Consider the following 24743-nt stretch of genomic DNA (forward strand, 5'->3'; position numbering starts at 1 on the left):
GGTGGCGTACCTTCGTGTTTGGCATGAGCGCAGATTTGGTGTGATTAAATCAAAGAAGATTTACCTGCTGATTTTTGCTAAAACTCATCCGGTCTAAGCTGATATTGCGATCTGCCCAATGAGTAAAGTCACGTCATTACAACTGATGGCCTACGCGGCAGCAGCGCTGCTGCTTTCCGCATGCACCGCAACTTTGGATGATCCCTCACCGATGTTCGATCATGGGGTGGCAAGTAGCCCAAAGCCGTGGACTCAGGCTACCCCCAACTATGACAGTGATACCGTTCGCTTTGCGGTGTTCTCGGATCTTACCGGCGGAGAACGCGAGGGTGTTTTCGAAGTAGCGGTTGAGCAAATGAACTTGCTCCGCCCCGAACTCATCGTGAACGTAGGTGACTTGATCGAAGGCAGTTCAGACAGATCTGAAATAGATGCGCAGTGGCAATCCTTCGATGATCGTGCCAACAAGGCGATAGCGCCCGTGCTATACACCGGTGGTAACCACGATCTTTTGGACGGTGTCCTGCGCAAGGCGTGGGAGGAGCGCAATGGACCGCGCTACTACCACGTGCGCTACCGCGACGTCCTGTTTCTGATACTCGATACTGAAGACCACTCTGAGAAACGACTCAATGAAATCGCGCAGCTCCGGCTCGATGCTATTGAGGTCGCCAAGACCTCAGGCTGGGATGCGTTTGCCGAGACCGAATATGCAAATCTTCCTGAGGACGAAACAGGAATGATATCGGCGGCGCAGGCCGAGTACATGCGTGATGCGATCGCCAAGAACAAGGACGTACGCTGGACCTTTCTTCTCGTTCATAAAGCGCCATGGGCGAACGATGACATGGCTAGCTGGCAGTCTATCGAAGAGGCCCTGGGGGAACAGGAATACACGGTTTTTCATGGCCACCGGCATAGCTATCAACACAAAACTCGCAAGGGCAGAGACTATATTCGGCTGGCTACCACGGGAGGCGTCTTTCTCCCAGACGCCGGTCTATCGATGGACCAGATCGTTTGGGTGACCGTAGACGCCGACGGCGCTCATATTGCCAATCTGAAAATGTCGGGAATTTTGGATAAAACTGGCAAGCGCCCCCTCAACGGAGATGCGCTTTGCCTGGACTCGAAGGATTGTCCTGAGGATTGATCAGGATCCAGCTGCATCCCAAAGGGGTTTGAGCGCCGTGTAAGCACCGGCGTTCATGGCATTGCTGAAGCCGGCCTCCACAAGGCTACTCGTGGCCATACCGGATCGATTCCCACTGCGGCAATACAGCACAACTTCCGTTGATTTAGCTGTGTTGAGTGCCGCGAGGCCCGCAACGATCTCACCATGAGGAATGTTGATCGCACCAGGTAAATGCCCCGACGCAAACTCCTCAGCGGTCCGCACATCGACCAATAGCGCTCCGCCCTGTACAGCTGTTAAGGCCGCCTGCCCCGTATCTCCAGCGTTTCCGCAAGCCGCCAACACAAGACCCAACACCACCACTGCCATTGCCTTAAACACTTTCTTCACCTCGTCTTAGAAAGATGCTGATTATGCCCTGTTCAATAGGCTTTCTGAACATGGTGATAATGTCTGCTCTCCAAAAATTATGCCCGCTGCACGGTTTTCGTTTGCACAACCAACACGTATTATCAAGATCGGTTACGGCGCGTTACGGGTACTCCCAGACTCGTCCCTAAAAAAACATATACAGCGGTATTCACTACAGAGGTTCTTATGCATCCCAACAAACTATGTGTCTCTCTTATTCTGAGTATCGCTCCTTTGCTGGCCTTTGATGCTACGGCAGGCTCCGCAACCGTTGCATCTAAAGACGGTCAATCTTCGACCTTTGAGTACAGCGACAAGTATTTGCGCATCAGCATCCCCGGGCAGGACGGCTATGCTCTGGTCCGAGATGGATCGATTTACACCGTGATGCAACAAGACGGTCGCACCCTGGTTATTGATGCAGGATCTGCTATGAAAGGTATGGGAGCCGGGGTGCCAACCGCTGTACCCGCTCAGTTCAACTCCGAGATCGGTTCTCTCGATAAGACCGGCCGCAGCGAAACGGTCGCGGGCATCAAGGGAGAGGTTTACCAGCTCAACTATGTTGATGAAAACGGCAACGAGCAAAGCGAAGAGATGGTGCTCTCTGATGACCCCCGGGCGCTGGAATTTCGCGATGGGCTGTTTCTCATGATCGGTGTTGCATCACAGTTAACTTCCGAGGGAACCGAAGACAGCACGGCCTCTATCCAGAAGGCGTTGAGCGACATCGACTCGGGTATTTTGCGCTACGGTCAGGATATGACCGTCACTGAAATTGATAGCGATAGCGTGGATCCCTCCCGTTTTGAGTTACCCGCAGAGCCTCTCAATCTGCAGGGAATCGGCGCGATGCTGGGCAGTATGTCGCAGCAGGCGGGTGCAGAAGATAGCGCCGGTGACGATCTTGGCGACGGCGAGGCTGAGCAGAAAAAGAAGGGTCTGTTTGGCAGTGTCATGGGCGCTATCGGTGAAAAGGTGAACCGTCAAAGCGATCGCCTTGGTGACAGCGCCGAACAAGAGATCGACGCCGAAACCGATGAGAAGGTTGACGGCGCCCTGGACAAGGCCTTTGGCAAGCTGTTCGGGCGCTAGTCGCCCTAAACAGCCGACGGCATAGCCGAGCAGTCAATCCACTCCGGGTCTTCTAAATCGGCTAGATTGGCCTTGGCGGCATCCTGCAAAGCTTGAAAACCTGCTGCTGACATAATCATGGCCTTGCCAGCCATTGCTGCAATTTCATCGAGAGATAGAGCGGCAGCATCACTGCAATCTGAAAATGATCGTAGATAGATCTTTCAACTACTACGATTCCCCGTTTTAACTCCACGGTTCCTGCACATTTCCCCTGCCTAATGCCCCAGCAAAGGGTATGGGAGAAAAGCTATGACCTTCACTTATCGATTAGCGCTAAGCGCTGTCCTGACAACACTGGTTGCCTGTGGTGGATCCGGCGGTACCAGTGACCCTGTTACCACGACAGAGACAGCAACCTCCGGCACAGATACGGGTAGTAGCAGTACCAGCGGCGATACCGGCTCTTCAACGAATGGATCTACAGACTCCGTGTTCTGCGACTACAACGACACCACCCTGAATACGCAGCCTTCGCTCACTTACACCAGTGTGTCCACCTGGACCTGCAACGAAAGCACGCGCTCACTCACAGCTAACGGTATTCCCGATCATGAGATTGGAACATTTCCCAACGCTGCGAACCCCAATACGATCACTGAGCAGGATGTCTCCGCAAGCTATACGTTGACGCCCACTCAGACGAGCACCGCCTCCGAGCTCGGGGGCCCTCGGGGAACAACCGGATATGTGCTCAACGGCGTAAAGATTGACGCTGGGACCGGCGGCTCATGCGATGACAGCGGTACTGCGTGCAGCCTCGGTGATCCCAGCGGCAGTTGGAGCATCGAGGCGCTGGGACAATCAAGCTTCGACTTTGGCACCGACGACAACAACGCCCATGTACAGCCTGGAGGTGCCTATCACTATCATGGCATGCCCGAAGGTTTTATCAGCAAACGCGGTGGCAACAGCTCCACAATGACCTTGATTGGCTGGGCAGCTGACGGCTTCCCTATTTATGCACGCTACGGATACAGCGTTGCAGACGATGCCAGCTCGGAACTAAAGAGCATGCAAGGAAGCTATCAGTTCATAACGGAAGTCAGTAGCAATCGTCCCTCGGTAGATACCTATCCCTTAGGCGCGTTCCGTCAGGACTGGGAGTACGTCGAAGGCTCCGGGGATCTGGATGAATGCAACGGTCGAGTGGGCGTCACGCCGGAGTTTCCCGAAGGCATCTACCACTACTACGCAACGGATACCTATCCCTTCTTTCAGCGTTGCGTAAAAGGCTCTCTCTAAAACCCCATTGGAGGATCACAAGATGAATTCAATCAACTTTCGCGGTAGATCGTTCACCACCGCCGTGCTCTTGGTTCTAACGCTTACAGTAGTGCTTGTTAAACCGGCAAGCGCTCACCTGATGATGGCGCAAAATGGAACGCTCAACATCGTTGATGATGGCGTATATATGGTGATTTCCGTTCCCATAACTGCTTTCCCAAATCTTGATCAGGACTTCGATGACGAAGTGTCACTCTTTGAATTCAATAGCCGGCGAAATGACATTACCGCACAAGTAAAAAGCAGCTTAGCCCTCTACCAAGATGAAAACCCTGTCGCACTGAAAGACTTGCGATTGATCCCCGTAAGACCGCACAGCAAAGACGAGGTGTATCTCTCTCAACTAATTGTCATGGGTAAGTTCGAAGCACCACAGTCGCAAGATGCGCTGAGTTTTGAGCTATCACTGTTTGGCCTCAGCCCTGAAGAACACACCATGAAAATCACGGCAAAGCGACCTAAGACGGGGCAGGAAGGCATTGTAGTGCTCACGCCAACAGCACCGCATAGCCCGCTATTTTCACCGGTCGTAGCGCAACAGGAACATACCGCTAGTCTGCCGTAAGAGCGACCGCTATAGTGATCTCGTGTCCCTATCCATTGTCCAAAAACTCGTCGCAGCCTTTATTGGCCTGACTCTCATTGTCCTGGTTGCAACACTAGGATTGGCACGATGGAGTTTTCAGCAAGGCTTTCTGGACTACGTCAACGCGCTGGAACAAACACGCCTAGAGCGTATTCAGACCCGGCTTGCGAGTGATTACCTAGACTCTGACGGTCGATGGGACTTCGTTACCGACGCGTACCTTGGCAACATTCTTCGCCCCCGTGCCCAAAGCAGCGCAACCAACTCGCAGCTAAGCCCTCCCGGCCCCCGCGCGCGTCAAGCCCAAACCGATGGGCCGCCACCTCCGCGCCCCGGGAATAGACGTCAAGGGCGGGCAGTCGGACCAGGGCCCGGCGGCCTAGGTGGGCCACCACCCGGTGAAGTCGGCGGTCCCCGAAGAGCCCCCATTGTTCCGCCGAGCGAATCCGTTAGTAGTTTTGTACCACCCACTGCGCTATTTGATGCAAACGATGAACAAATCGCCGGTATCGCCATTGATAGCACCTCCCCCTCTATTATCCGGGTGCCTGTGGTTGCTAACGGTCTGAAGGTTGGGGAACTGAGAAGCGATCCACGCCGCCAAATAGATGCCCCGCTGGAAACTAGGTTTTCAAAGCGGCAACTCACTACCAGCTGGATCATCGGGCTCATAAGTCTGGGGCTGGCACTCGTCGTCTCGCTAGTCTTGGCGCGAGGCCTGTCCGCACCAGTGAAGCGCATGATTAGTGGCGTGGGCAAACTGTCTACAGGCGACTACGGCAACCGCATGCAAGAGCAACGCAAAGACGAGCTTGGACAGTTAACCCGAGATATTGATCACCTCGCTTCGACGCTCGAAGAGGCGCAGTCCGCGCGCAACCGCTTACTGGCAGATGTATCCCATGAATTACGTACGCCACTGACAGTGCTGACCGGCGAGATTGAAGCACTCAAAGATGGTTTACGTAGCTTTGATGCCACCCAGTTGGAGTCCCTGGACCAAGAAGTGCAGCGGCTGCGATATCTGGTCAACGATCTGTACGAGCTGTCGTTGTCAGACGCGGGAGGATTACGTTACGAGCTCCGGCCAATGAAGTTGGCTGGCCTTATAGAGAGCTTAGTGAGCGGCGTTGAAGCAAGAGTGACGGATAGCGGACTCACCATTAGCGTGTCCAATAAGCCTCGGGTAGATCTGCCTGTACTTGGTGATACTCGGCGACTTGAGCAATTGTTCACCAATGTCCTGGAAAACAGCATTGCTTACACAGACGCGCCCGGATCCATAGATATTCACTTATCCGCAAGCGGCACCCAAGCTGTCGTGCGTTTTGATGATTCAGCACCCGGGGCTAGCCGCGCCGAATGCGAAAAGCTGTTTGAGCCCTTGTACCGAAAAGATTCTTCCCGCGCTCGCAGGTCTGGCGGCGCAGGACTCGGGCTAGCGATCTGTCGCAACATCGCTATTGCGCATAGTGGCACTATCACCGCGGTGCCATCTCCTCGGGGAGGCGTGTCCGTTGTGCTGGAGATACCCCTATCCAAGGAGGAGCGACTGTGAGTGCAGGCAAGATTCTTATTGTCGAAGACGAGCCCAAGATCGCGCAGTTGCTCGTTGATTATCTTGAGCGTGATGATTTCACTGTGTCGGTACTCCACGAAGGAACAGACGCGGTAGAGACCGTTAAATCAGAAGTGCCGGATTTCGTCATCCTTGATTTGATGCTTCCCGGAAAGGATGGCCTGAGTATCTGCCGAGAAGTGAGGCAGTTTTCAAATACCCCCATCTTGATGCTCACAGCCAAAGTTGATGAGATTGACCGCTTGATTGGCCTTGAAATTGGTGCCGATGACTATGTTTGCAAACCCTTTAGTCCCCGAGAAATCGTGGCTCGGGTACGAACCATTCTTCGCCGTGTGCAGCAGGTACCGGCTCCGCAAACCGACGACATTGTTCATTATCGCGAAGTCACATTGCAGATCGATAAGTACGAGTGCACCGTGTCAGAACAACGTATCGAACTAACGCCGGTAGAGTTCAGGTTGCTTCATGGCCTTATGGAACGTCCTGGCCGCGTTTTCTCTCGAGACCAGCTTATGGATATTTGTTACGCCGATGAGCGGGTAGTGAGCGACAGAACTATAGATACGCACATAAAAAATCTACGCAAGAAGATCGAACCCAGCGCAGATCGGGTTTTGGTTCACTCCATCTATGGCGTCGGCTACAAAATAGACTAAGCCCAGCGCACTCCACAAAAACTCCACGTTTACTCCTCTTTAGCTGCGCGGTGTTTCGAGATACTGATCTCGTCAGCAAGACAGTTAAACATTGAGGAGATATTTATGAGCAGAAACAGTATTCGACGAGTTGCCTTGGGAATCATCGCTACTAGCGTCATCGCTTTAGCTGGCATCTCGGTAAACGTAGCCGCACAAGAAGACGATAGTGAAAATCGTGGACAGGGAAAAAGACGCGGCCCTCCACCTGAAGCACTGGAAGCTTGCGCCAACCTAAGCGAAGGCGAAGCCTGCGCGTTCACTGGACGCCGTGGTGATATGACCGGCATCTGCTTTGCGCCGCCCAAGGAAGACGCGGCCCTAGCCTGCGCTCCTGAAGGTGGACCGCCCAAGCATCGCGAGCGTGACGAAGCGATGGAACAAATAGAAGACTGATCTCACCGGTCTAAGTCGACTCAACTAATCAAAGTTCCAAGCAGGTGGCCTCCAGGGGCCGCCAATGATCGGGGACAGGGTTGTTCTCGCAAATCAGTGTGAGAACCTTTTCGCGATTTGCCATAGCCCGGGACGCTACGTTCTGACGAACAATTTCGAACGCGGGTTCGTCGCGAATAGCATCAAAAATAGGATCTTCAAGAGCACTAGGAAGAGAAAAGCCGTTACTGTCGGCAGTTTGTAAGGCCTCCAGTGCTTCTCCACTCTCAGCTTTTAGGACCGCCTGAGCTGCTTGACCAAAGTTCCAGCCACGAAAGTTTGTAAACCCAGCTTGACCGATATTCGCGGTAAGCGCCTCGAGGACCGCCAACTGCTCAGCCGCCGCATTGTCCTTACCTAACTTCTGAAGCGCGAAGACCAATTGTGCCGTAGGTCCATTACCGCCGTTGGAATACACAGCCTCACCAAAGTTAGTGGTAACCAGCGCCTGCTGCCAAAGTTCGACAGCTTCAGCGAAGCGCCCCTGAAAATAAACACTGGCCGCGAGACTTGAGATGTTCTCCAAGGACTCGGGGTCTGCTGCAACCGCCTGACGAAATGCTTGTTCCGCCTCCTCAAAACGCCCGGCGCCCAGCAACACCCAGGGACGAACAGTCCGATCGATACGCAGTGCCTCATCGAGCAAGCCGCTACTTACTAGAGCATAGGCAATCTCGTAATTTACCAGCAGATCGCGGGAATCCAACGAGTATGCGAGCAACAACTGCTCAAGTTGCCGCTGTGTTTTACCTTCGCTCCCATAAGCCCTAGCCTGTGCCACGTGGCTTGCCCACGGCGATTGCGAGGCGATAGACCGCGCAATGGCTAGAGCACGTTCAGGCTCCCCACCGTTGGCAATGAACGTCACCGCATTGAGTCGTCCGATAACACTCAAAGGGTCAAGTCGAAGTAACTCTTCTCGCGCATCTACCGCCTGTACCGCCATGCCAAGCCCGTTAAGCGCATTAACGCGCCAGTTGAGCGGATCTGCATAGTTCGGCCGTATAGCAAGCGCCAACTCGCTATTTCTTAAATACTCCTGATCATCAAAATTAACTCTGGCCAGGATGGCCCGCGCAGCCCACAGCTCCGCAAAATCATCATCAACAGCCTCCGCCGCTGCTAACTGCTCACCTGCTCTTTCGTTAACCTCATCAATACTGAGGTCACCATAGGTTCCAGAGGTTGCCGCTAACAGGGCAATACCAATCGCCAACTGCGCCCGCGCCGGTGCATAGTTAGGGTCTAGTCGAACCGAACGCTCCAGCTCTACCACGCCAGCGGTAATTGACTGGTTGCCGCGCTGGTTAATCAGCCCACGGCCTTTCAAAAACGCTTCGTAGGCGGCTGTGTTGGCAGTCGTCTTGCTGGCGTCCGGCGTGGTTACATCGTCGAGCGCAAGCTCTGCACGCAATGCGTCTGCAATCGCCGCTGAGATCTCGTCCTGAATGGTAAAGATATCTTCAAGCTCACGATCGTAGGTTTCAGACCACAGATGAAAGCCACCTTCGGCCTCAATGAGCTGGGCAGTGATGCGCAGCTTTGTGCCGGCCTTGCGCACGGAGCCTTCAAGTACATGGCCCACCTTCAGCAGCTGCGCAATCTCGCCGATGTCGCGGTTATCTCCTTTGAATTGAAAAGAAGATGTTCGCGCCGCAACGCGCAGCGCCGGAATTTGCGCGAGCACGTTAAGCAGCTCCTCGGAGATGCCATCAGAAAAGTATTCCTGCTCGGGATCCGAGGAGAGGTTCACAAAGGGGAGGACTGCAATGGAGGTATCTTTAGAGGTATCTTCGGAGGACGGGCTTTGCTGTTTAGCCTGAGCTGCAGCCTCGGTTTGCTGGCGCAGGGCATCCATGCCCGTGAGTTTGGTTCCCTCTGTCGCCTCGCCACCTACGGCAACTTGCGGTGTGTCCGCCGATGGCTCGCGCAAGCGGCCATCCCAAAACAAATAGGCCACTGCAACCACCAAGGTCGCAATAATTAAAGTATCTAGCTTTCGCCGGGTTTGATGCACCACTGACACACCTTCTTCGATCTCGGACTCTCGTTTGAGACCCTCAGGTGTCAGCTCAAAAACCCAGGCAAAGATCAAAGCGGGCAGCAAACCCAGGAGCAGTAAAAACAGCAAAGCCTGCATCACCCACTCAGGAGCGCCGATGTTCTCCATCACCACATCGGCTACCTGCAGCAACAGCCACGCAACTACCGCATAGGCGATGCCTACGCGGACGACGTTCCTGCGATGTAACTCGCTGAATAAGCTCATGTGCTATCTCTGAATTTACTAGGGCTACGTTAGCAAAAGGCCCGTCCAGTCACCAGATAAACTGTTTTAGCAACGGCACTAAAAAGTGTCATCGCCTTCGACGATGGGTACACTCTCGCCACCACATCTGCCCGTCTGTAGGACTAGCATGCGAATCATTGAAATCACCCGCGAACCCGTAGAACTCTACAAGATCCTCAAGTTCGAAGGTCTTGTGACCACAGGCGGCGAAGCCAAGTTGCTCATCGGTGACGGCCAGGTGTCAGTCAATGGAGAGATCGAAACGCGCAGACGGCGCAAAATGCTCAATGGCGATATCATCGAGTTCCGATCCGAAACCCTGCAGCTGCAACTGGTCTAAACACCTATGAACAGCAATGTTGTATCAGCCCAGCGCGCGTCGCTGCTGACCGGACGCGCCCTCCTCGGTCTGTACTTCATAGTGCCCGGTATCACAAAGATCACGGGGTTTGCCAACATGGTGCAGTACATGACGGATCATAATGTCCCTCTGGTACAACCACTCCTGATACTCACTATTGTTTTGCAAATAGGCTGTGGAGCAAGTCTTGTCGCAGGCTGGCGCTCCCAGTTAATGGCTTTTGTCCTCGCGGGCCTGACCTTGGTAATCAGTATCTACATGCACAACTTTTGGGTCATGGAAGAAGGCCTGCAACGAGCTCACGAAATGCAGAACTTTGTTAAAAACATGGCCATCGTGGCAGGATTGCTCTATGTGGCGGGTGTCACCCCTGCCTCCAAAGACTAAACGGCCCAATCAAACAGGCCATCGGGTAATAACTATGCGCGCCCTTATCGAAAACTACCGCAACCTCACCGCTGGTCACTGTGGCAGTGGCTCCATGCGTAATCTGATTTTTCATTACACGGGACTGGAGTTAGATGAAGGCGTCATATTTGGCTTAGGCTCGGGACTCGACGCGGTTTACTTCGACTACCCCCACGCCGATCCGCCCTATATGTGTTTCGGACGCGGATCATCCTTTGAAACAGATGTTACCGACGCGCTCGGTATCGACTACCGGGAGACGCCTAACCCCGACAATGATCAGGCCTGGGAAGACGTACGCCAGGAGGTGATCGCCGGCAGACCCACAATGCTTTCCGGCGATATCTACTACCTGGATTACCGAAAATTCAAAGTTCACTTCCCCGGACATCGCTTTGTGCTGCTGGGCTTTGACGACGAAAAAGATGAAGTCTATGTCGCCGATAGAACCGAAGAAGAAACGCAAACCTGCTCCACTGAAGGCGTGCGGCTAAGCCGGAACCCACCGGGTGGAATGTCTACCTTTAACACCTGGGGCAAGTTTCACTCGACGCAAGTGCGTCACAGTTTGCCCGATGCCTGCGGCATCGCGCTGCGTAAAACCGTAGGACGCATGCTCAACTTCGACACCAGCCAGCGAGACCTCATGGGGAACTTGCGCGGCGACAGTGACGGCGAGCTCTCCGTAGGCCTCCAAGGCCTTCGCACCCTTGCCAAGCAACTCCCCCGCTGGGCAGAGCTTGAAGATCCCGTATTGCATGCTCAGTACCTCGACAATGCCATCGTCAAATTTGGTACCGGCGGTGGCTTTTTTCGAGATCATTACGCCGCATTTATGCGCTGGGCGGCTATTCAGCGTCCAGATCTAGTGGGAGCTACAACGGTTGCCCTGGCTGAAAGCGCAGCTCGGGAGTGGAACGCGCTTTCACCGATCATGCAGAGTATTGTCGCAACGCCAAAAGACGATCTGCTTTGGCAGCAGGCACAGGAAAAGCTGGAAGACATTTACGAGCAGGAGTATTCGTTGTTTGGGCACCTGGCAGATACCGTACTAAAAGCGGGTTAAGGTCTAACTATCGCCCCCCGCTCAAACGATTCCCAGAAAACGCGAATCTCAGGCAGGCCGCCAGACTCGATACTCCACTCCCGCATTGGGTCGCAAACGTCCCTCGCCAACGAAGAACGTTGAGTTAACCCAAGCATAGCGCTCGTCGCCAGTTTCCAAGCGTGGATTAACGTAGAAATGCTGGTCTTCGAACTCAGTGCCCAGTCCGTTAGCTAAGGCGTTCTGTACCGTTTCGTTCAGACCAAGCAGACCCACATACTGCACATAAATATGAGCGTCGTCGTGGGTTTTTACTTGCATACGAACATCGACTCTCAAGCAACCCTGCGCGTCTATCAGCGCCCACTCTCCGCCGCTGAGCACTTCACCGTTGAGGCGCTCGCCCTCTACGGTCCCTTTGGCGATGCCGTAGTGCATGCGCGTACCGATAGGACCTGCGCCAACGGGGTTAGGTTCATAAAGGTTTGCTCGGATCGTAAACTCGTGAATCAGCTGCATAGGGTTTCGCCTCTATTGACGTCGCTATTATTGAAGCTAAACCCTAGCAGGCTTTTTAGCCGAAGTGCGAATCACATCTGAGAAACCGCGTCGGCTCTGGCATTGCATCTATTCAAGAACGAAAGTCTCGATAGGCGCTGTCACCCCAGCCTACGAGCATGTCGTTCTTGAAAACCACCGGCGTCATCTCGTCTCGCGTCGTTTGTCCGTCAGAGTGCTTACGCTGAGTGCGATAAAACAGTACACGTACTTCTGCACCATCGCGGGTAAACGCTTCGGAATCGGTCGGCGTTCCCAGCTTGTCCACAACAGAGCTGCGAGAGACACCAAGGTCCAGTTGGCTAATCATCTCGCGGTTAACACGCTGATCTTCGCGCCAGTCATCGGAGGTGACTCGCTCGCCGTCAATATAAACACAGCCGCTGGCAGCCATAGATAGCAGTACGACCAGAGATATTTGAACTAAAGATTTCACGAATATTTCCTCATTAGGGGATGTGTTTATGAACGCCGCCGACACATTTTGGAGCGGCGTTGTTATGAGTGACCATGATTCGATGATTCACTCATGAGATCAATTGGCTCACAGGGCCATCCACCGCACTTACAACTCAGCTCGTCGCTTCCCCCTGTATAGTGTTGCCACAACATGGAGCCTTCCCCTATCAACAAGCTACGCTTGAAGTACGAATCACTGAGTCTCCGGCCTCTGGTTTTTTGGCCGACCTTTACGATTCTCATGCTCGCAGTCGCTTTCAGCATCGTGGATCTGGAGCATTTTTTAAAGATAACCCGGTCCATGAATGACACCATTCTGGAGCAGTTCGGGTGGTTGTTTAGCTACGGCAGTTTTTATCTCGTATTGCTCACCGCGGGTGCTTATCTGTCGCCGCTAGGAAACGTCGTGATTGGAGGATCCGGAGCCACGCCTCTGCTTTCCAAGCCCCGTTGGTTTTTCATCACCCTGTGTACAACGCTTGCCGTGGGGATTCTGTTCTGGACAACTTCTGAGCCGATCTATCACCTCAATGCGCCTCCTGTCAGCAAAGGCATCGTACCCGCCACGACAGAAGCGGCTGCCTTTTCACTATCGGCGATGTTTCTTCACTGGAGTTTCACGCCCTATGCGATTTACACCATTCCGTCACTGACCTTCGCCCTGGCGTTCTATAACCGGCGGCTACCCTTCTCGATCAGTAGTTCACTGCGCCCCGTTTTCGGTCATTGGGTTGAAGGTAAGGCCGCCGACTTTATCGACACGCTGGCACTGAGCGCGTTGGTCACAGGGATGGCCTCCAGTCTTGGTACCGGCGCGCTGAGCCTCATTGGCGGCACCGGCGAAGTGATAGATGTCAGCACAACGCCTTTGTCTCTAGGTATCGCTATAGTTCTCATTGTGGTCACTTTCGTTTGGTCGGCGGCCAGTGGTTTGCACAAAGGCATCGCAAAGCTGTCCTCCCTAAACGCGCTTTTACTGCTGCTTTTGGGCCTCTTTACGGCTGTTGCAGGCCCGACACTCTACCTATTGTCATTCGGCGCCGAGGGTATCACTACCTACGCGAGTACTTTTCTGGAGATGAGCCTCTTCACGGGGAGCATTACCGGAGACGATTGGCCGTTACAGTGGAGCGTTTTTTACTGGGCGATTTGGTTTGCCTGGGCGCCGGTAAGCGCGCTGTTTCTGGGACGGCTTGGCCGAGGATACTCGGTGCGGGAGTACATCAGGATCAACTTTCTGTATCCGTCCCTGTTCGCAATTGTCTGGATTATTGTCTTTTCTGGCACCGCGATTCACATGGATATGAGCGATCCGGGCTCGCTCAATGTCGCACTGCAGGAACAGGGCCCCGGTAAAATGCTCTACGCTGTTTTCAGCCAGTTTCCCTTCAGCGGCCTTACGGTACCGCTGCTAGTTTTCATTGCATTCGTGTCCTTCGTAACTGCTGCAGATTCCAATACCGATGCGATTGGCAGGTTGTGCGCGAAAGGTGTCACTGCAGAATCAGGGGAAAAGACAGGGCTCAGTGCCAAAATATTGTGGGGCGCCATGATCGGGGTGGTGTCTTGGACCATGGTGAGTTTCGCCGGGGTCGACGGAATACGTATGCTATCCAATCTCGGGGGCATAGCAGCAGTGACGATAGTATTGGCGAGCAGCATCACACTGCTCAAGTGGCTTATGAATCCGCGGCTCCTCGATTAGAACGATCCTAGATTGGAACAATTCTCTTTTCTAACAAAAGCAGGAGCCGCGATAAGTTGGGCTTACTCTGCACGAACCAAGCGACGCTCGCCGCGCTTCGCGCCCAGCACCGCCTCGTGCTTCACATACTCTTTGATTAAGTCAGCTTCATCGGCGGTCAGATATTCCTTCCATGCTGGCATGCCATTGGCCGCCAAACCACCTTCCATAACGATGGCCTGCCATGCAGGTTCAACATCCTTGATCCGATAGCGTAAGTCTGGAATGAGCCCGGCGCTTATAGCGTTACCGCCATGGCAAACCGCACAATACAGGTTGAAGAGACCGCGACCACTCTCCACAAATTCACTGCTCGCCAGTTCAATCCCGTCAGCTTCGAGTATCTGCTCCGCTACCGGTACTTCAGGTAGTTCTTCGGACGCTCCCAGCTTGAACACAAGAAGGCGGCTAATGTTGATCATATTTTGAGGCCCACTCACCGAGCCAAAGGGAAGACCGGTCTCTCCACCCCAGCCCTGGGCGACCGCCACGTACTGTTCATCGTCAATAGTGTAAGTAATCGGAGACGCCATCACCCCGCCCTGAACGGGATAGCTCCAAAGCTCATCCCCGGAGTCCGCAGCAAAAGCACTGAAAGCCCCGGCCAGATCACCCTGAAACAGTAGATTCCCGTGTGTAGACAGCAAACCGGAACCTGAGTAGTAGCCCCGGGGTTTTGTCCAGACTGCTTCACCCTTGATCGGATCCCAGGCGATCAGCTCCGCAGCAAGCGCCTGCTTTCCGATGGCAGCACGAGCACTGGCCGGTACTTCATCGGGTATACCTACCATGAGGCCGGGATCAAAATTGATATGCCAGACGGCGTCACGCTCCAGAGTATGGAAGTTATCAGCGTAGATCGCTGAGGAGGACTTAGCTGGAATGTAAACCAAGCCCGTATCAGGGCTGTAGGTCATAGGATGCCAGTTGTGAGCGCCTGAAGGACCCGGCGACACCACTGTGTCAGCAGAGCCATCACGCATACCTGGTGCTTCTACCGGTCGGCCAGTTTCCATATCCACATGTGTTGCCCAGGTTACCGGCATGTACTTATCTGCAGACAGCAACTCGCCGGTTGCTCGATCTACAACGTAAAAGAATCCGTTCTTGGGTGCCTGCATCAGGACTTTGCGCTCCTCCCCCTCTATGGGCAATTCGGCAAGGATCATGTGCTGCGTAGCAGTGTAGTCCCAGTGATCGCCGGGGGTGGTTTGGTAATGCCAGGCGTACTCGCCGGTATCGGCGTCCACCGCGACAATCGACGAGATAAACAAATTGTCTCCGCCCTCCGGGCTACGAATCTTTTGATTCCAGCTCGCGCCATTCCCGACACCGATGTACAAAAGGTTCAGCTCAGGATCAAAGGCGAAAGAGTCCCAGGCGGTGCCGCCCCCTTTGCCGTTCTCCCACCACTCTCCAGTCCAGGTTTCTGCAATACGTTTTTGCGTCTCATCTTCAAATCCGTCGGCGGGGTTGCCTGGTACGGTGAAGAAGCGCCACGCCTGCTCACCAGTCACCGCATCGTAGGCGGTGACATAGCCGCGCACCGACATCTCGGCGCCACCGTTACCAATAACTACTTTGCCGTTCACGATGCGTGGGGCGCCCGTAACGGTATAAGCATCAGTGGTGTTGATTCGGGTATCTACCTGCCAAACGACTTCACCTGTGTCTCTGTCCAGCGCATGGAGGCGACCGTCCAGGCTCGCGGCGTAAACGTTGTCACCCCAAAGTGCCGCACCTCGGTTGACCACGTCACAGCAGGCTCGCACTCCGTAATCCTTGGGAACCTCAGGGTCAAAGTGCCAAAGTTCTTCGCCGGTTTTTGCATCGTAGGCCAGGACATGTCCCCAGGACGCCGTGGCAAACAACTTGCCATCAGCCATCAGGGGCGTGGTTTCAATACCCCGGTCGGTAGGGAGCTCTGCATACCAGGCAAGACCAAGGTCTTCGATGTTACCGTCATTAATCGATGCGAGGGGACTAAAGCGCTGCTCACCGTAGGTACGCCCATGCGTTAACCACTCTCCGGGCGTCTCATCTGCGGCCTCAATCCGTTCTCCAGTGACCGCGGTCGCAGAAGCAGCAGGGGTCGCTGGCGACTGAGCGATGGGTTCTTCTTGATGATCGCTGCTGCAAGCAACCGTCAACAGCAGCAGACCTGACAACAAGACTCTATTCACGGGTATGGTTTTTTGGTCCATTACTGGAACTCGCACTTATTCTTAGGGAGCGGCAAGGTTAGCAAAGTTTGCTACCGAAAAAACATCGCACAAGACCTGCCGCCCTTGTCCGGAAAAACCGGGAGTGGGACACTCCGTTGCTTAATCGACGGGGACATTAAGTAATGAAGGATTTGCTTTTAGCAGGCGCCACGGGACTCGTCGGCCAAGCTGTACTCAAAGCGTATGACGAAGGACAGTTCCACGTTACCACCGTGGGTCGACGGGCCACCGGGCAAGTATCCAACGAGGTTCTTACGGACTTCCTTAGCGCTCCAGTCTTGCCGGCCTCGGATGTCGCGATTTGCGCACTCGGAACAACCATCGCAAGTGCAGGATCAAAGGAAGCGTTTCGCGCAGTAGATTACGACGCTGTACTCAGCTTTGCCAAAGCAGCGAAGGCCGCAAACGTAAGTCACTTTATTCTGGTGAGCTCCGCGGGCTCTAATCCCAAAGCGGGCGTTTTTTATGCCCGAGTGAAAGGTGAAGTGGAACGAGACCTTGCAGCCATAGGGTTTCGACGTCTCGACATAGCACAGCCCGGATTACTGCTGGGCAACCGCTCGGAAAGCCGACCCATAGAAACAATCATGCGACGCACAGACCCACTGACGCGACTGTTCCTAAAGGGGCCTCTGGATCGTTACGCAGGGATAGAGGTGACAACTGTGGGAGCGGCCTTGTTGGCCTTATGCAGTCGGCAGGAAGACGGCATCTATCGCCACGAGAATCGCGCGTTGCTCAAACTAGCGGACGTTGGGCCTTGTTAACAGCAAGACGTCAGTCCATCAAGGCTAAGGGAACATTTGCAGTCAAGGCTTGATTGGCGACACAATCACTTTTTGGCTTTGACACTCTCTTGCTATGTCCCTTATCAAAACCCGCGATACCCGCGCACTGCGCTTTGCCCTCCGAACTCTCTTTGGAGCAACCTTCTTTGGAGCAACTTTAGTGGCCTGTACGAACGTTAATCCCTCTTCACCGTCACAAGCGTCACCGACACAAACATCGGGGAACCCGATGCAATCCGGCCAGCTCTCTCTTGAAGATATATTCGCCGAGGACGCCTACAAAGCGGAACAACCCGGTGGTATTCAGTGGTTAAGCGATAACAGCGGGTACACCATGCTGGAAACGCCAGCGGACTACGATAGCCGTGAGGTAGTCGCTGAGACCGAAAATGACAAAAGCGCTGCCCCCAAGGAAATCGTATTTTACGATCCTGCCAGCAGCGAGCGACGGGTACTCGTCGGCATTGATGCGCTAACGCCAAAGGGTACTGAAGCACCCCTGACTATCGACGACTACGACTGGTCCTTTGACCACAGCAAACTGCTTATCTATACCAACAGCAAAAAAGTTTGGCGCGTCAAAAGTCGTGGCGACTATTGGGTTCTGGACCTGAAAACACAGGAACTCAAGCAGCTAGGTGGTGACTATGTGCCATCCACGCTGCAATTCGCAAAGTTTTCCCCGGATGGGCAGCGTGTCGCCTATGTAAAGGAGGCCAACGTTTTTGTCGAGGATCTTGGCACTGAGGAGATCACACAGCTGACGGAACGCGCTGGAGATCACATCATTAACGGGATCATGAGCTGGGCTTACGAAGAAGAGTTTTCGATTCGCGACGGATTCCGCTGGAGTCCGGACGGCACAAGCATCGCCTATTGGCAGTTCGACACGTCCGGCGTCCGTAACTTTTCGCTTATTAACAACACGGACGACCTCTACCCAAAAGTTACCGAGGTTCCCTATCCCAAAGTTGGCGAAACCATATCGGCGGCCAAGGTGGGCGCGGTTTCCGCATCGGGCGGGAAAACCGTTTGGGCTAATTTACCGGGCGACCCGCGTCAGATGTATGTTCCGCGCATGGACTGGGCACCGGAATCAGACAAGCTCATTGTGCAGCATGTAAACCGACGCCAGGATCAAAATACCGTCTACTACGCAGATGCGAATACCGGAGACGTCGACCCCCTGTTTCTAGAGCAAGCGCCCCACTACCTGTTTGACGTAGACGACGTGCACTGGCTAAAAGACAGCGGTGACTTCCTTTGGCTTAGTGAAAGAGACGGCTGGTGGCATGTTTACAAAGCCAGTAGCGACGGCCAGAGTGTTGTCGATCTGACGCCTGGTGACTTTGACATCACAGACGTTGCGCACGTGGATGAAGCCTCCGGCTGGATCTATTTCTTAGCCTCTCCAGAGGCGATGGAAGCTCGTTACCTGTTTCGCGCCTCTATCGATGGTAGCGGAGAGATGCAGCAAATTACGCCTACTGAATTTGCAGGGACAAATAGCTACGACATTTCCAAGGATGGCCGCTTTGCTGTGCACACGCACCAAAGCTTTGTGCAGCCACCGCAATACCGCCTGATCTCTCTAGGGGACCACCGTGAAATCTCAATGCTTGAAGACAACGCCGCGCTGACTGCAAAGATTGCCGAGTTGGATCTGGGAGGACACGAGTTTTTCCGAGTAGACGCGCGCGACGGCCTACCCTTGGACGGTTACCTCATCAGGCCGCCTAGCTTTGATGACAGCGCACAGTACCCAATCGTCTTTTATGTCTACAGCGAGGTCGCGGGACAAACAGTCCGCGATGCTTGGGGCGGTAAGCGCCATCTGTGGCATCTGTATATGGCGCAGCAGGGTTATCTCGTAGCATCAGTAGATAGCCGTGGGGCTAGGGCTCCCCGGGGCCGAGACTGGCGGCAGTCGGTCTATGGCGGCATTGGCATCCTGGCCTCCCGCGATCAATCAGACGCGCTGAAGGCGATGACCGAACGCTGGCCCTACATAGATGAGGATCGCGTGGGCATCTGGGGGCATTCTGGGGGTGGCTCCATGACACTCAACATGTTGTTTCGCTATCCCGGCCAGTACAAAGCAGGCGTGTCTCAGGCGCCCGTCACAGATCAACGCCTTTACGACGCTATTTATCAGGAACGCTATTCTGGGCTATTGGATGAGTATGCCGACGAATACCTGGAGGCATCGCCCATTACTCACGCGAAGAATCTAGAAGGTGAGTTGTTGCTGGTGCACGGCACAGGTGATGACAACGTGCATTATCAAAGCAGCGAGCGTCTAATCAACGAACTTGTGCGACTCAACAAGCCCTTTCGTTTTATGGCCTACCCAAACCGTACCCATGCTGTTGTCGATAGTGAAGGCGCAGGTACCGAGTTGCATCTCAATACAATGCGAGCTCGCTTCTTTGACGAGCACCTGATGACGGAGTAACTATGAACTTCCTTAAGGCGCTTAGCCTAACAGGCTTTTGGGCGCTGTCTTTTGACACTTGGAGCGACACTTTGATGAAACAAGAGGAAGACATTGCTAAATTTGCTGCCGCGTACACAGCGGCGTGGAACAGTGATAAGCCAAAGGAAGTCGCAGCTTTCTACGCTAGCAACGGGGCTCTTACTATTAATGGTGGTGAACCGGCGGCAGGTCGCGCTGCGGTCGAGCAAGTCGTGGCAGACTTTATGACTGCGTTTCCCGACCTTGTTCTAAGTAATGACAACAATGCCATCGTTGATGGGCGTGTGAATTACCATTGGACTTTTGTGGGCACAAACACGGGGCCCGAAGGCACCGGCAACGCCGTCAATTTTAGCGGGTTTGAATCTTGGATTTTTAACGCCGAGGGCTTGATCCAGGATTCTATCGGTAGCTTCGATGCCGAAGACTACGAGCGACAGCTTGCCCAAGAGTAACCACCTGCCCCTAGGGTCTTTTGTAAACCTCACGCCCCGCAAAGTACGTGTGATCCACAACCAATGACCTAAAGCTTTCGTTCATAGGCTCGGGCACCTTTCCGCTCAAAACAACAAAGTCCGCCCACTTACCCACGCTGATAGACCCAATCTCATCTTTCCAGGGAGTGATATCAGCACCCGCTTGCGTATAAGCATGCAAGGCGTCATCAAACTTCACGGACTCTTCAGGGTGCCAAGACATGCCCTCGTTGAAGCCAAAAGGGCTTTCTCTAAATACCGCATCATTGATTTGCATGAGCGGACTTAGGGGTGAAGTCGGATAGTCCGCGCCAAACACGAGGTGCGCCCCACCATCAAGCATCGACTGCCAAACATAGGCGCGATTCTCTCGAGCCTCACCCACGCGAGTAGGTACATAACCAATGGCATTCGTGCAGTGGTTGGGCTGCATGGACGCAACAACGCCCAGCTCCTTGAATCGCGGAATGTCTGCCGGATCCAGAATCTCGATATGTTCGATACGGTTGGGAACCGGCACCGCATTATCTTTTGACGCTTCAATGGCATCCAGCGAAGCGCTTACCGCCGCATCACCAATAGAGTGAATAGCAACTGGCATACCCTTCTCTGTTGTGCGGCGCACCAGTTCAGCCAAATCCTGGGGCTTTGTAATGTACTCTCCGCGCCAATTTGGACGATCGTGATAATCCTCCATTAGCACAGCGGTGTGCGCGGAAAGCACCCCATCGTTTATCAGCTTCACAAATCCTGCCTGCAGTAGGGGCCCGGTATCGCTCTCCTTATTACTGAGCTTCACACGACGGTTGGTGTCATCGGTTATTTCGAGCACGGAATCCAGCGTTTGATCCCAGGTATCAGGATTCATGCTCAATCCAAAATGCCCGTACCAAACCCGGATAGTCGGGTCACCGTTTTCAACAATGTGCAGATAATCATCAAGCCCTCTCATTTGATGGAGCCCGGTAATACCGAAACTGTTAGCGTACTGCTGCATTTGCGCGAGCCCCTCGCGGCGCTTCGCGTCACTACGGGCAGGAATATGGTCGCGCACCACGCGCATCGCTCCTTCCAGAAGTATCCCTGTAGGTTCACCCGACTCTGGGTCCAGAACAATTTCACCACCGGCCGGCACGGGTGTATCGGCTGTTACTCCGTTCATCTCTAACGCTAACGAATTTACCCAGCCGTAGTGGCCATCAATGTGTGACAAAAATATAGGGCGATCAGATACCACCGAATCAAGCATTTGGCGCGTGGGGTATTCGCCATCAGATAGCGTGTGGTCCCAGTAGCCCCCCGTGAGCCACTCCCCTTCGTCGAGGCGTTCATCCGCCTCTTTGATTAGCCTCAGCCACTCCTCCTTGTCTACAACGTAAGCCAAGTCCACGCCCGCGACTACGGGAGCGTTGCCGTCCATGTGCGAGTGGCTGTCTATCAAGCCAGGGGTGACCGTCCTGCCTGCCGCGTCGATAATTTTGGTGTTGCTGTCCGCAAGGGCGCGTATATCTGCATTACTTCCAACAGCGGTGAATCGTTTGTTCTCGATAGCAAAAGCTTCGACTCGCGGTGTGTCCGGATCCACGGTGCGTACGTCGCCGTTTACAACAATGATCTCTGCTGCCGCCATGGCCATCGACACATTAGCGACGCCCACGTAAGCGGCTACGGACGACAGAACGGCGATTCGTGCTGCAGCCATGATTCGTGTATTCATAAGCGCTTTCCCTTCGCTTTTGCAGAGGCAGCGATAATGCCACATCGTCAGACTGAGAAAACATCGTGAGCCTTGAAGGTAAATTGTGTAACCTCAGTCCACTCGCCTATAAAGATAACAAGGTACCCACGTGAACGACGCTGAAACAACACCGAGCGCGGCGCAAGATCATCCGGATAACCCTTACCGCTCTAAGAGCGCGAGCTGGTATGCGCTATGCCTGCTGACCATTGTTTACAGCTTCAACTTCATCGATCGTCAGCTTCTGGCCATTCTCCAGGAGTCCATCAAGGCTGACCTGAGTCTCTCGGATAGTCAGCTGGGACTGCTTACCGGCTTTGCTTTCGCTATTTTTTATGTCACCGCAGGAATACCCATTGCCCGCTGGGCCGATCGAGGGAACCGGCGCAACATCGTGTCCTGGTCGCTTTTCATTTGGAGCTTCATGACGGCTCTCAGCGGCTTCGTTCAAAACTATTTCCACTTACTCATGGCACGCATCGGTGTCGGCATTGGTGAAGCGGGAGGCAGCCCCCCATCGCATTCCATCATTTCAGATATCTTTCCAGCCGACCGAAGAGCCACAGCAATCGGCTTTTACTCGATGGGCGTGAGCATCGGCATTTTGTTTGGCTTTTTAGCCGGTGGGTGGCTTAACGAATTCTTTGGCTGGCGCACCGCCTTTATGGTGGTTGGCGTACCCGGTGTCATACTCGCCATCGTCCTGCGCTTCACTCTCAGGGAGCCCATCCGGGGACTCCACGATGGCGTACCCAGTTCCACTGACGCCGTACCCTTCGGTGAAGTGCTCAGAGTGCTGTGGAGCCGACCTACCTTTCGCCATATCGCCCTAGGTGCAGGCCTGAATGCCTTCTGTGGTTATGCGACTGCGAACTGGACTGCATCTTTCATGATCAGAACCCACGCCATGTCGACAGGCGAGCTGGGAACCTGGCTATCGATGATTATCGGCGTGGGCGGCGCTATTGGCGTGTTCTTTGGCGGCTACTTTGCAGATCGCCTAGCGAAGACTGACAAGCGTTGGTACGTCTGGTTACCCAGCATCTGCGGATTCGCAATCGTGCCGTTCATGGTGAGCATTTATATCGTCGACAATCCGTATGTGGCTCTATCGCTTTCTATTATCCCCGGCTTGTTGTTTCAGGTTTATCTTGGCAACACCATTGCCACAACCCACGCGATAGTTGGTCCGAGAATGCGAGCTACCGCATCGGCTGTTTTATTTCTCATTATCAACATCATCGGCCTAGGTGGCGGCCCTTGGGTTGTCGGTGTGTTGAGCGACATACTCTCGGACAGCCTCGGCACCGAGTCCCTGCGTTACGCCATGCTCTATGCATTGCCGCCGGTAATGACCTGGTCGGCTATTCACTATTGGCTTGCAGCCAAAAACATTCGTCAGGATATTGAGAACGCGCCCAGCTAAGCTGGGCGGCCAACCGCTCATAGCAAATCACTGATAAAAGGTGTTCGAGTAGAACCCGCGCGTCTATAATTCGCCACCTTTGGGCGTGCTGTTATTTTGATCCCTGTTAATTGGCCTTTTGACCCGCGGCGCTCGCCGATTTTTTATGGCTGGGTCATTTGGTTATTTTCTACCGCTGGTTTTCTGTTCAGCATCCCCGGACAAACTATGGGCATGGCGGTGTTTACCGACACCTTCATTGAGGTGCTGGACCTAACCCGCACCCAGGTATCCATGGCCTATCTTGTCGGTACCGTCGCGTCCTCCTTGTTTCTCACCCGCGCAGGGCGCTGGTATGACCTCTATGGTGGACGCATCATGATTGCGGGCTCTGCTGCGGCCTTGGGCGCAATGGTGTTGGTGATCAGCGGGGTAGATGTATTGAGCCAACTACTTGGCGGCTCAACGGTCGTCACCTTTGCTCTACTTCTCTTCGCTTTCTTTGGAGTACGCTTTTTTGGTCAAGGAGTGCTCACCAGCTGTTCTCGGAACGTCTTACTACTGTGGTTCGTCAAACGGCGAGGCCTCGTCAGCGGTATTCGTAGCGTCTTCGTGTCCTTTGGTTTCGCCATCGCTCCTTTGGCGATCGCCTTTCTGATCACTAGCTTTGGCTGGCGCGGTGCCCTGTGGTTTATGGGACTCACTGTGGGTTTGGGCTTTGCACTCATGGCACTCGTCTTTATCCGTGACAACCCTGCCTCCTGTAGCCTTCAAGCTGATGGGGTCGACCCCTCGGATCAAGATGACGCACCGGTGGAAGCACCGTCAAAGACCCTTGATCAAGCGAGGCGAAGTCCTATTTTTTGGATTTACTCTCTCAGTCTTGGCATGCACGCGCTGTTTGGGACTGCTCTAGTCTTTCACGTGGTCGCGGTGTTTGGGGAAAGCGGCTTATCTGCCGGTGTCGCCTTTGGCTATTTTCTGCCTGCCGCTGTGTTCTCAACGGCAAGCAACCTCATCGCCAGTAGCTTTGTCGATCGCTACCGACTTAAACCTTTTCTTGTCTGCATGCTATGCGTACTGAGCATCGGAGCAATCGGTCTAATTAACCTGGAGCATGTCTGGGGTTACTGGGTGCTCGCAGCGGGCTTTGGTGTGGGTGGTGGCCTTTGGGGCGTGGTATCTAATCTGGCATTCATTCGCTTTTTCGGTCCTCTACACCTCGGCGCAGTGAGCGGATTTAATGCCTCTATCTCGGTGTTTGCCAGCGCTATTGGACCGGCCGCCTTCAGTCTGGCGGTAGACCATTTGGGCAGCTACAACGCCGCAGCCCAGATTTGCTTGGGCATGCTTTTAGCTCTACTACTGGCCGCGCTACTAATAAGGCAGCGCGAAGTCCTACCTGGCCGCAGCGGCGCCACCTAAGCCGTGTGCGGTACGTTTTGCGGCTCCTCGGAAACTGGCGACTTACGTCTTGAATCGGATAAGTGCCAGCGCCACACTAA

Annotated in this window: 23 protein-coding genes; 16 read left to right on the forward strand and 7 right to left on the reverse strand. The window is 54.1% G+C overall.

All coding sequences use genetic code 11. The features are described 5' to 3' along the window. Window positions 1–118 precede the first annotated feature (118 nt). On the forward strand, window positions 119–1153 hold the full coding sequence (locus R0137_RS00330) for a metallophosphoesterase family protein (protein ID WP_407327722.1): 1035 nt from the start codon (window positions 119–121) through the stop codon (window positions 1151–1153). Here R0137_RS00330 and R0137_RS00335 read toward each other — a convergent pair whose 3' ends face one another. Next, on the reverse strand, window positions 1154–1516 hold the full coding sequence (locus R0137_RS00335; RefSeq protein ID WP_407327723.1) for a rhodanese-like domain-containing protein: 363 nt from the start codon (window positions 1514–1516) through the stop codon (window positions 1154–1156). A gap of 216 nt (window positions 1517–1732) precedes the next feature. Between R0137_RS00335 and R0137_RS00340 the strand changes: the two genes are divergently transcribed. Continuing rightward, entirely contained in the window at window positions 1733–2641 is a 909-nt protein-coding gene (locus tag R0137_RS00340; protein ID WP_407327724.1) for a hypothetical protein, read from the forward strand. Window positions 2642–2646: 5 nt separating this feature from the next. On the opposite strand, the gene R0137_RS00345 is transcribed toward R0137_RS00340, so the two are convergent. Then, a complete protein-coding gene (locus tag R0137_RS00345; protein ID WP_407327725.1) occupies window positions 2647–2775 on the reverse strand; it encodes a hypothetical protein in 129 nt (42 codons plus the stop codon). Window positions 2776–2932: 157 nt separating this feature from the next. Between R0137_RS00345 and R0137_RS00350 the strand changes: the two genes are divergently transcribed. From R0137_RS00350 to R0137_RS00370, 5 genes are all read left to right on the forward strand, one after another. Then, window positions 2933–3925: a YHYH protein gene (locus tag R0137_RS00350; RefSeq protein ID WP_407327726.1), complete on the forward strand. Its 993-nt coding sequence runs from the start codon at window positions 2933–2935 to the stop codon at window positions 3923–3925. A gap of 22 nt (window positions 3926–3947) precedes the next feature. Then, window positions 3948–4532 (forward strand): hypothetical protein, encoded by a 585-nt coding sequence (locus R0137_RS00355; protein WP_407327727.1) that lies wholly within the window; start codon window positions 3948–3950, stop codon window positions 4530–4532. Between the two features lie 22 nt (window positions 4533–4554). Continuing rightward, window positions 4555–6111, forward strand: a complete 1557-nt coding sequence (locus R0137_RS00360) for an ATP-binding protein (protein ID WP_407327728.1) — start codon at window positions 4555–4557, stop codon at window positions 6109–6111. Next, window positions 6108–6791 carry a response regulator gene (locus R0137_RS00365; RefSeq protein ID WP_407327729.1) on the forward strand — a complete coding sequence of 228 codons (684 nt, stop codon included), beginning with the start codon at window positions 6108–6110 and terminating at the stop codon, window positions 6789–6791. Before R0137_RS00360 ends, R0137_RS00365 begins: the two co-directional genes overlap by 4 nt. 105 nt (window positions 6792–6896) lie before the next feature. Then, window positions 6897–7226 carry a hypothetical protein gene (locus tag R0137_RS00370; protein WP_407327730.1) on the forward strand — a complete coding sequence of 110 codons (330 nt, stop codon included), beginning with the start codon at window positions 6897–6899 and terminating at the stop codon, window positions 7224–7226. A 28-nt stretch (window positions 7227–7254) separates the two neighbouring features. Here the strand turns inward: R0137_RS00370 and R0137_RS00375 are convergent, their stop codons facing one another. Next, window positions 7255–9534, reverse strand: coding sequence for a tetratricopeptide repeat protein (locus tag R0137_RS00375; RefSeq protein WP_407327731.1), 2280 nt, complete (start codon window positions 9532–9534; stop codon window positions 7255–7257). A 148-nt stretch (window positions 9535–9682) separates the two neighbouring features. Here R0137_RS00375 and R0137_RS00380 point away from each other — a divergent pair, with 148 nt between their 5' ends. The 3 genes from R0137_RS00380 to R0137_RS00390 are packed head-to-tail and all read left to right on the forward strand — an operon-like array spanning window position 9683 to window position 11390. Continuing rightward, complete coding sequence (locus R0137_RS00380; protein ID WP_407327732.1) at window positions 9683–9895, forward strand: RNA-binding S4 domain-containing protein; 213 nt, start codon at window positions 9683–9685, stop codon at window positions 9893–9895. A 6-nt stretch (window positions 9896–9901) separates the two neighbouring features. Next, entirely contained in the window at window positions 9902–10303 is a 402-nt protein-coding gene (locus R0137_RS00385) for a DoxX family protein (RefSeq protein WP_407327733.1), read from the forward strand. A 34-nt stretch (window positions 10304–10337) separates the two neighbouring features. Further along, a complete protein-coding gene (locus tag R0137_RS00390) occupies window positions 10338–11390 on the forward strand; it encodes a BtrH N-terminal domain-containing protein (RefSeq protein ID WP_407327734.1) in 1053 nt (350 codons plus the stop codon). Between the two features lie 48 nt (window positions 11391–11438). On the opposite strand, the gene R0137_RS00395 is transcribed toward R0137_RS00390, so the two are convergent. Both R0137_RS00395 and R0137_RS00400 read right to left on the reverse strand, forming a co-directional pair. After that, window positions 11439–11888: a DUF3237 domain-containing protein gene (locus tag R0137_RS00395; RefSeq protein WP_407327735.1), complete on the reverse strand. Its 450-nt coding sequence runs from the start codon at window positions 11886–11888 to the stop codon at window positions 11439–11441. 112 nt (window positions 11889–12000) lie between these two features. Continuing rightward, on the reverse strand, window positions 12001–12363 hold the full coding sequence (locus tag R0137_RS00400; RefSeq protein ID WP_407327736.1) for a DUF3192 domain-containing protein: 363 nt from the start codon (window positions 12361–12363) through the stop codon (window positions 12001–12003). Between the two features lie 174 nt (window positions 12364–12537). Here R0137_RS00400 and R0137_RS00405 point away from each other — a divergent pair, with 174 nt between their 5' ends. Then, on the forward strand, window positions 12538–14091 hold the full coding sequence (locus tag R0137_RS00405; protein ID WP_407327737.1) for a BCCT family transporter: 1554 nt from the start codon (window positions 12538–12540) through the stop codon (window positions 14089–14091). Window positions 14092–14153: 62 nt separating this feature from the next. On the opposite strand, the gene R0137_RS00410 is transcribed toward R0137_RS00405, so the two are convergent. Next, complete coding sequence (locus R0137_RS00410) at window positions 14154–16334, reverse strand: PQQ-dependent dehydrogenase, methanol/ethanol family (protein WP_407327738.1); 2181 nt, start codon at window positions 16332–16334, stop codon at window positions 14154–14156. 143 nt (window positions 16335–16477) lie between these two features. Here R0137_RS00410 and R0137_RS00415 point away from each other — a divergent pair, with 143 nt between their 5' ends. The 3 genes from R0137_RS00415 (at window position 16478) to R0137_RS00425 (ending at window position 20074) form a co-directional block, all read left to right on the forward strand. After that, window positions 16478–17122: an NAD(P)H-binding protein gene (locus R0137_RS00415; RefSeq protein ID WP_407327739.1), complete on the forward strand. Its 645-nt coding sequence runs from the start codon at window positions 16478–16480 to the stop codon at window positions 17120–17122. A 250-nt stretch (window positions 17123–17372) separates the two neighbouring features. After that, window positions 17373–19598 (forward strand): S9 family peptidase, encoded by a 2226-nt coding sequence (locus tag R0137_RS00420; protein WP_407327740.1) that lies wholly within the window; start codon window positions 17373–17375, stop codon window positions 19596–19598. A 2-nt stretch (window positions 19599–19600) separates the two neighbouring features. Then, entirely contained in the window at window positions 19601–20074 is a 474-nt protein-coding gene (locus tag R0137_RS00425) for a DUF1348 family protein (RefSeq protein WP_407327741.1), read from the forward strand. A gap of 10 nt (window positions 20075–20084) precedes the next feature. Here the strand turns inward: R0137_RS00425 and R0137_RS00430 are convergent, their stop codons facing one another. Further along, window positions 20085–21812 (reverse strand): amidohydrolase, encoded by a 1728-nt coding sequence (locus tag R0137_RS00430; protein ID WP_407327742.1) that lies wholly within the window; start codon window positions 21810–21812, stop codon window positions 20085–20087. 130 nt (window positions 21813–21942) lie between these two features. Between R0137_RS00430 and R0137_RS00435 the strand changes: the two genes are divergently transcribed. Further along, window positions 21943–23259, forward strand: a complete 1317-nt coding sequence (locus R0137_RS00435; protein ID WP_407327743.1) for a spinster family MFS transporter — start codon at window positions 21943–21945, stop codon at window positions 23257–23259. 213 nt (window positions 23260–23472) lie between these two features. Next, a complete protein-coding gene (locus R0137_RS00440; RefSeq protein ID WP_407327744.1) occupies window positions 23473–24663 on the forward strand; it encodes an MFS transporter in 1191 nt (396 codons plus the stop codon). The last annotated feature ends 80 nt before the right edge of the window (window positions 24664–24743 follow it).

It is taken from the genome of Congregibacter brevis, assembly GCF_045689245.1.
GTDB classification, from domain to species: Bacteria; Pseudomonadota; Gammaproteobacteria; order Pseudomonadales; family Halieaceae; genus Congregibacter; species Congregibacter brevis.

Excerpts from the sequence above, each read along its gene's own strand:
- R0137_RS00440 (WP_407327744.1), top strand. The coding sequence starts at position 23,473 with ATGGCGGTGTTTACCGACACCTTCATTGAGGTGCTGGACCTAACCCGC.
- R0137_RS00395 (WP_407327735.1), bottom strand. The coding sequence starts at position 11,888 with ATGCAGCTGATTCACGAGTTTACGATCCGAGCAAACCTTTATGAACCT.
- R0137_RS00370 (WP_407327730.1), top strand. The coding sequence starts at position 6,897 with ATGAGCAGAAACAGTATTCGACGAGTTGCCTTGGGAATCATCGCTACT.
- R0137_RS00330 (WP_407327722.1), top strand. The coding sequence starts at position 119 with ATGAGTAAAGTCACGTCATTACAACTGATGGCCTACGCGGCAGCAGCG.
- R0137_RS00375 (WP_407327731.1), bottom strand. The coding sequence starts at position 9,534 with ATGAGCTTATTCAGCGAGTTACATCGCAGGAACGTCGTCCGCGTAGGC.
- R0137_RS00405 (WP_407327737.1), top strand. The coding sequence starts at position 12,538 with ATGGAGCCTTCCCCTATCAACAAGCTACGCTTGAAGTACGAATCACTG.
- R0137_RS00350 (WP_407327726.1), top strand. The coding sequence starts at position 2,933 with ATGACCTTCACTTATCGATTAGCGCTAAGCGCTGTCCTGACAACACTG.
- R0137_RS00420 (WP_407327740.1), top strand. The coding sequence starts at position 17,373 with ATGCAATCCGGCCAGCTCTCTCTTGAAGATATATTCGCCGAGGACGCC.
- R0137_RS00410 (WP_407327738.1), bottom strand. The coding sequence starts at position 16,334 with ATGGACCAAAAAACCATACCCGTGAATAGAGTCTTGTTGTCAGGTCTG.
- R0137_RS00425 (WP_407327741.1), top strand. The coding sequence starts at position 19,601 with ATGAACTTCCTTAAGGCGCTTAGCCTAACAGGCTTTTGGGCGCTGTCT.
- R0137_RS00340 (WP_407327724.1), top strand. The coding sequence starts at position 1,733 with ATGCATCCCAACAAACTATGTGTCTCTCTTATTCTGAGTATCGCTCCT.
- R0137_RS00415 (WP_407327739.1), top strand. The coding sequence starts at position 16,478 with ATGAAGGATTTGCTTTTAGCAGGCGCCACGGGACTCGTCGGCCAAGCT.
- R0137_RS00430 (WP_407327742.1), bottom strand. The coding sequence starts at position 21,812 with ATGAATACACGAATCATGGCTGCAGCACGAATCGCCGTTCTGTCGTCC.
- R0137_RS00355 (WP_407327727.1), top strand. The coding sequence starts at position 3,948 with ATGAATTCAATCAACTTTCGCGGTAGATCGTTCACCACCGCCGTGCTC.
- R0137_RS00385 (WP_407327733.1), top strand. The coding sequence starts at position 9,902 with ATGAACAGCAATGTTGTATCAGCCCAGCGCGCGTCGCTGCTGACCGGA.
- R0137_RS00390 (WP_407327734.1), top strand. The coding sequence starts at position 10,338 with ATGCGCGCCCTTATCGAAAACTACCGCAACCTCACCGCTGGTCACTGT.
- R0137_RS00345 (WP_407327725.1), bottom strand. The coding sequence starts at position 2,775 with ATGGCTGGCAAGGCCATGATTATGTCAGCAGCAGGTTTTCAAGCTTTG.
- R0137_RS00380 (WP_407327732.1), top strand. The coding sequence starts at position 9,683 with ATGCGAATCATTGAAATCACCCGCGAACCCGTAGAACTCTACAAGATC.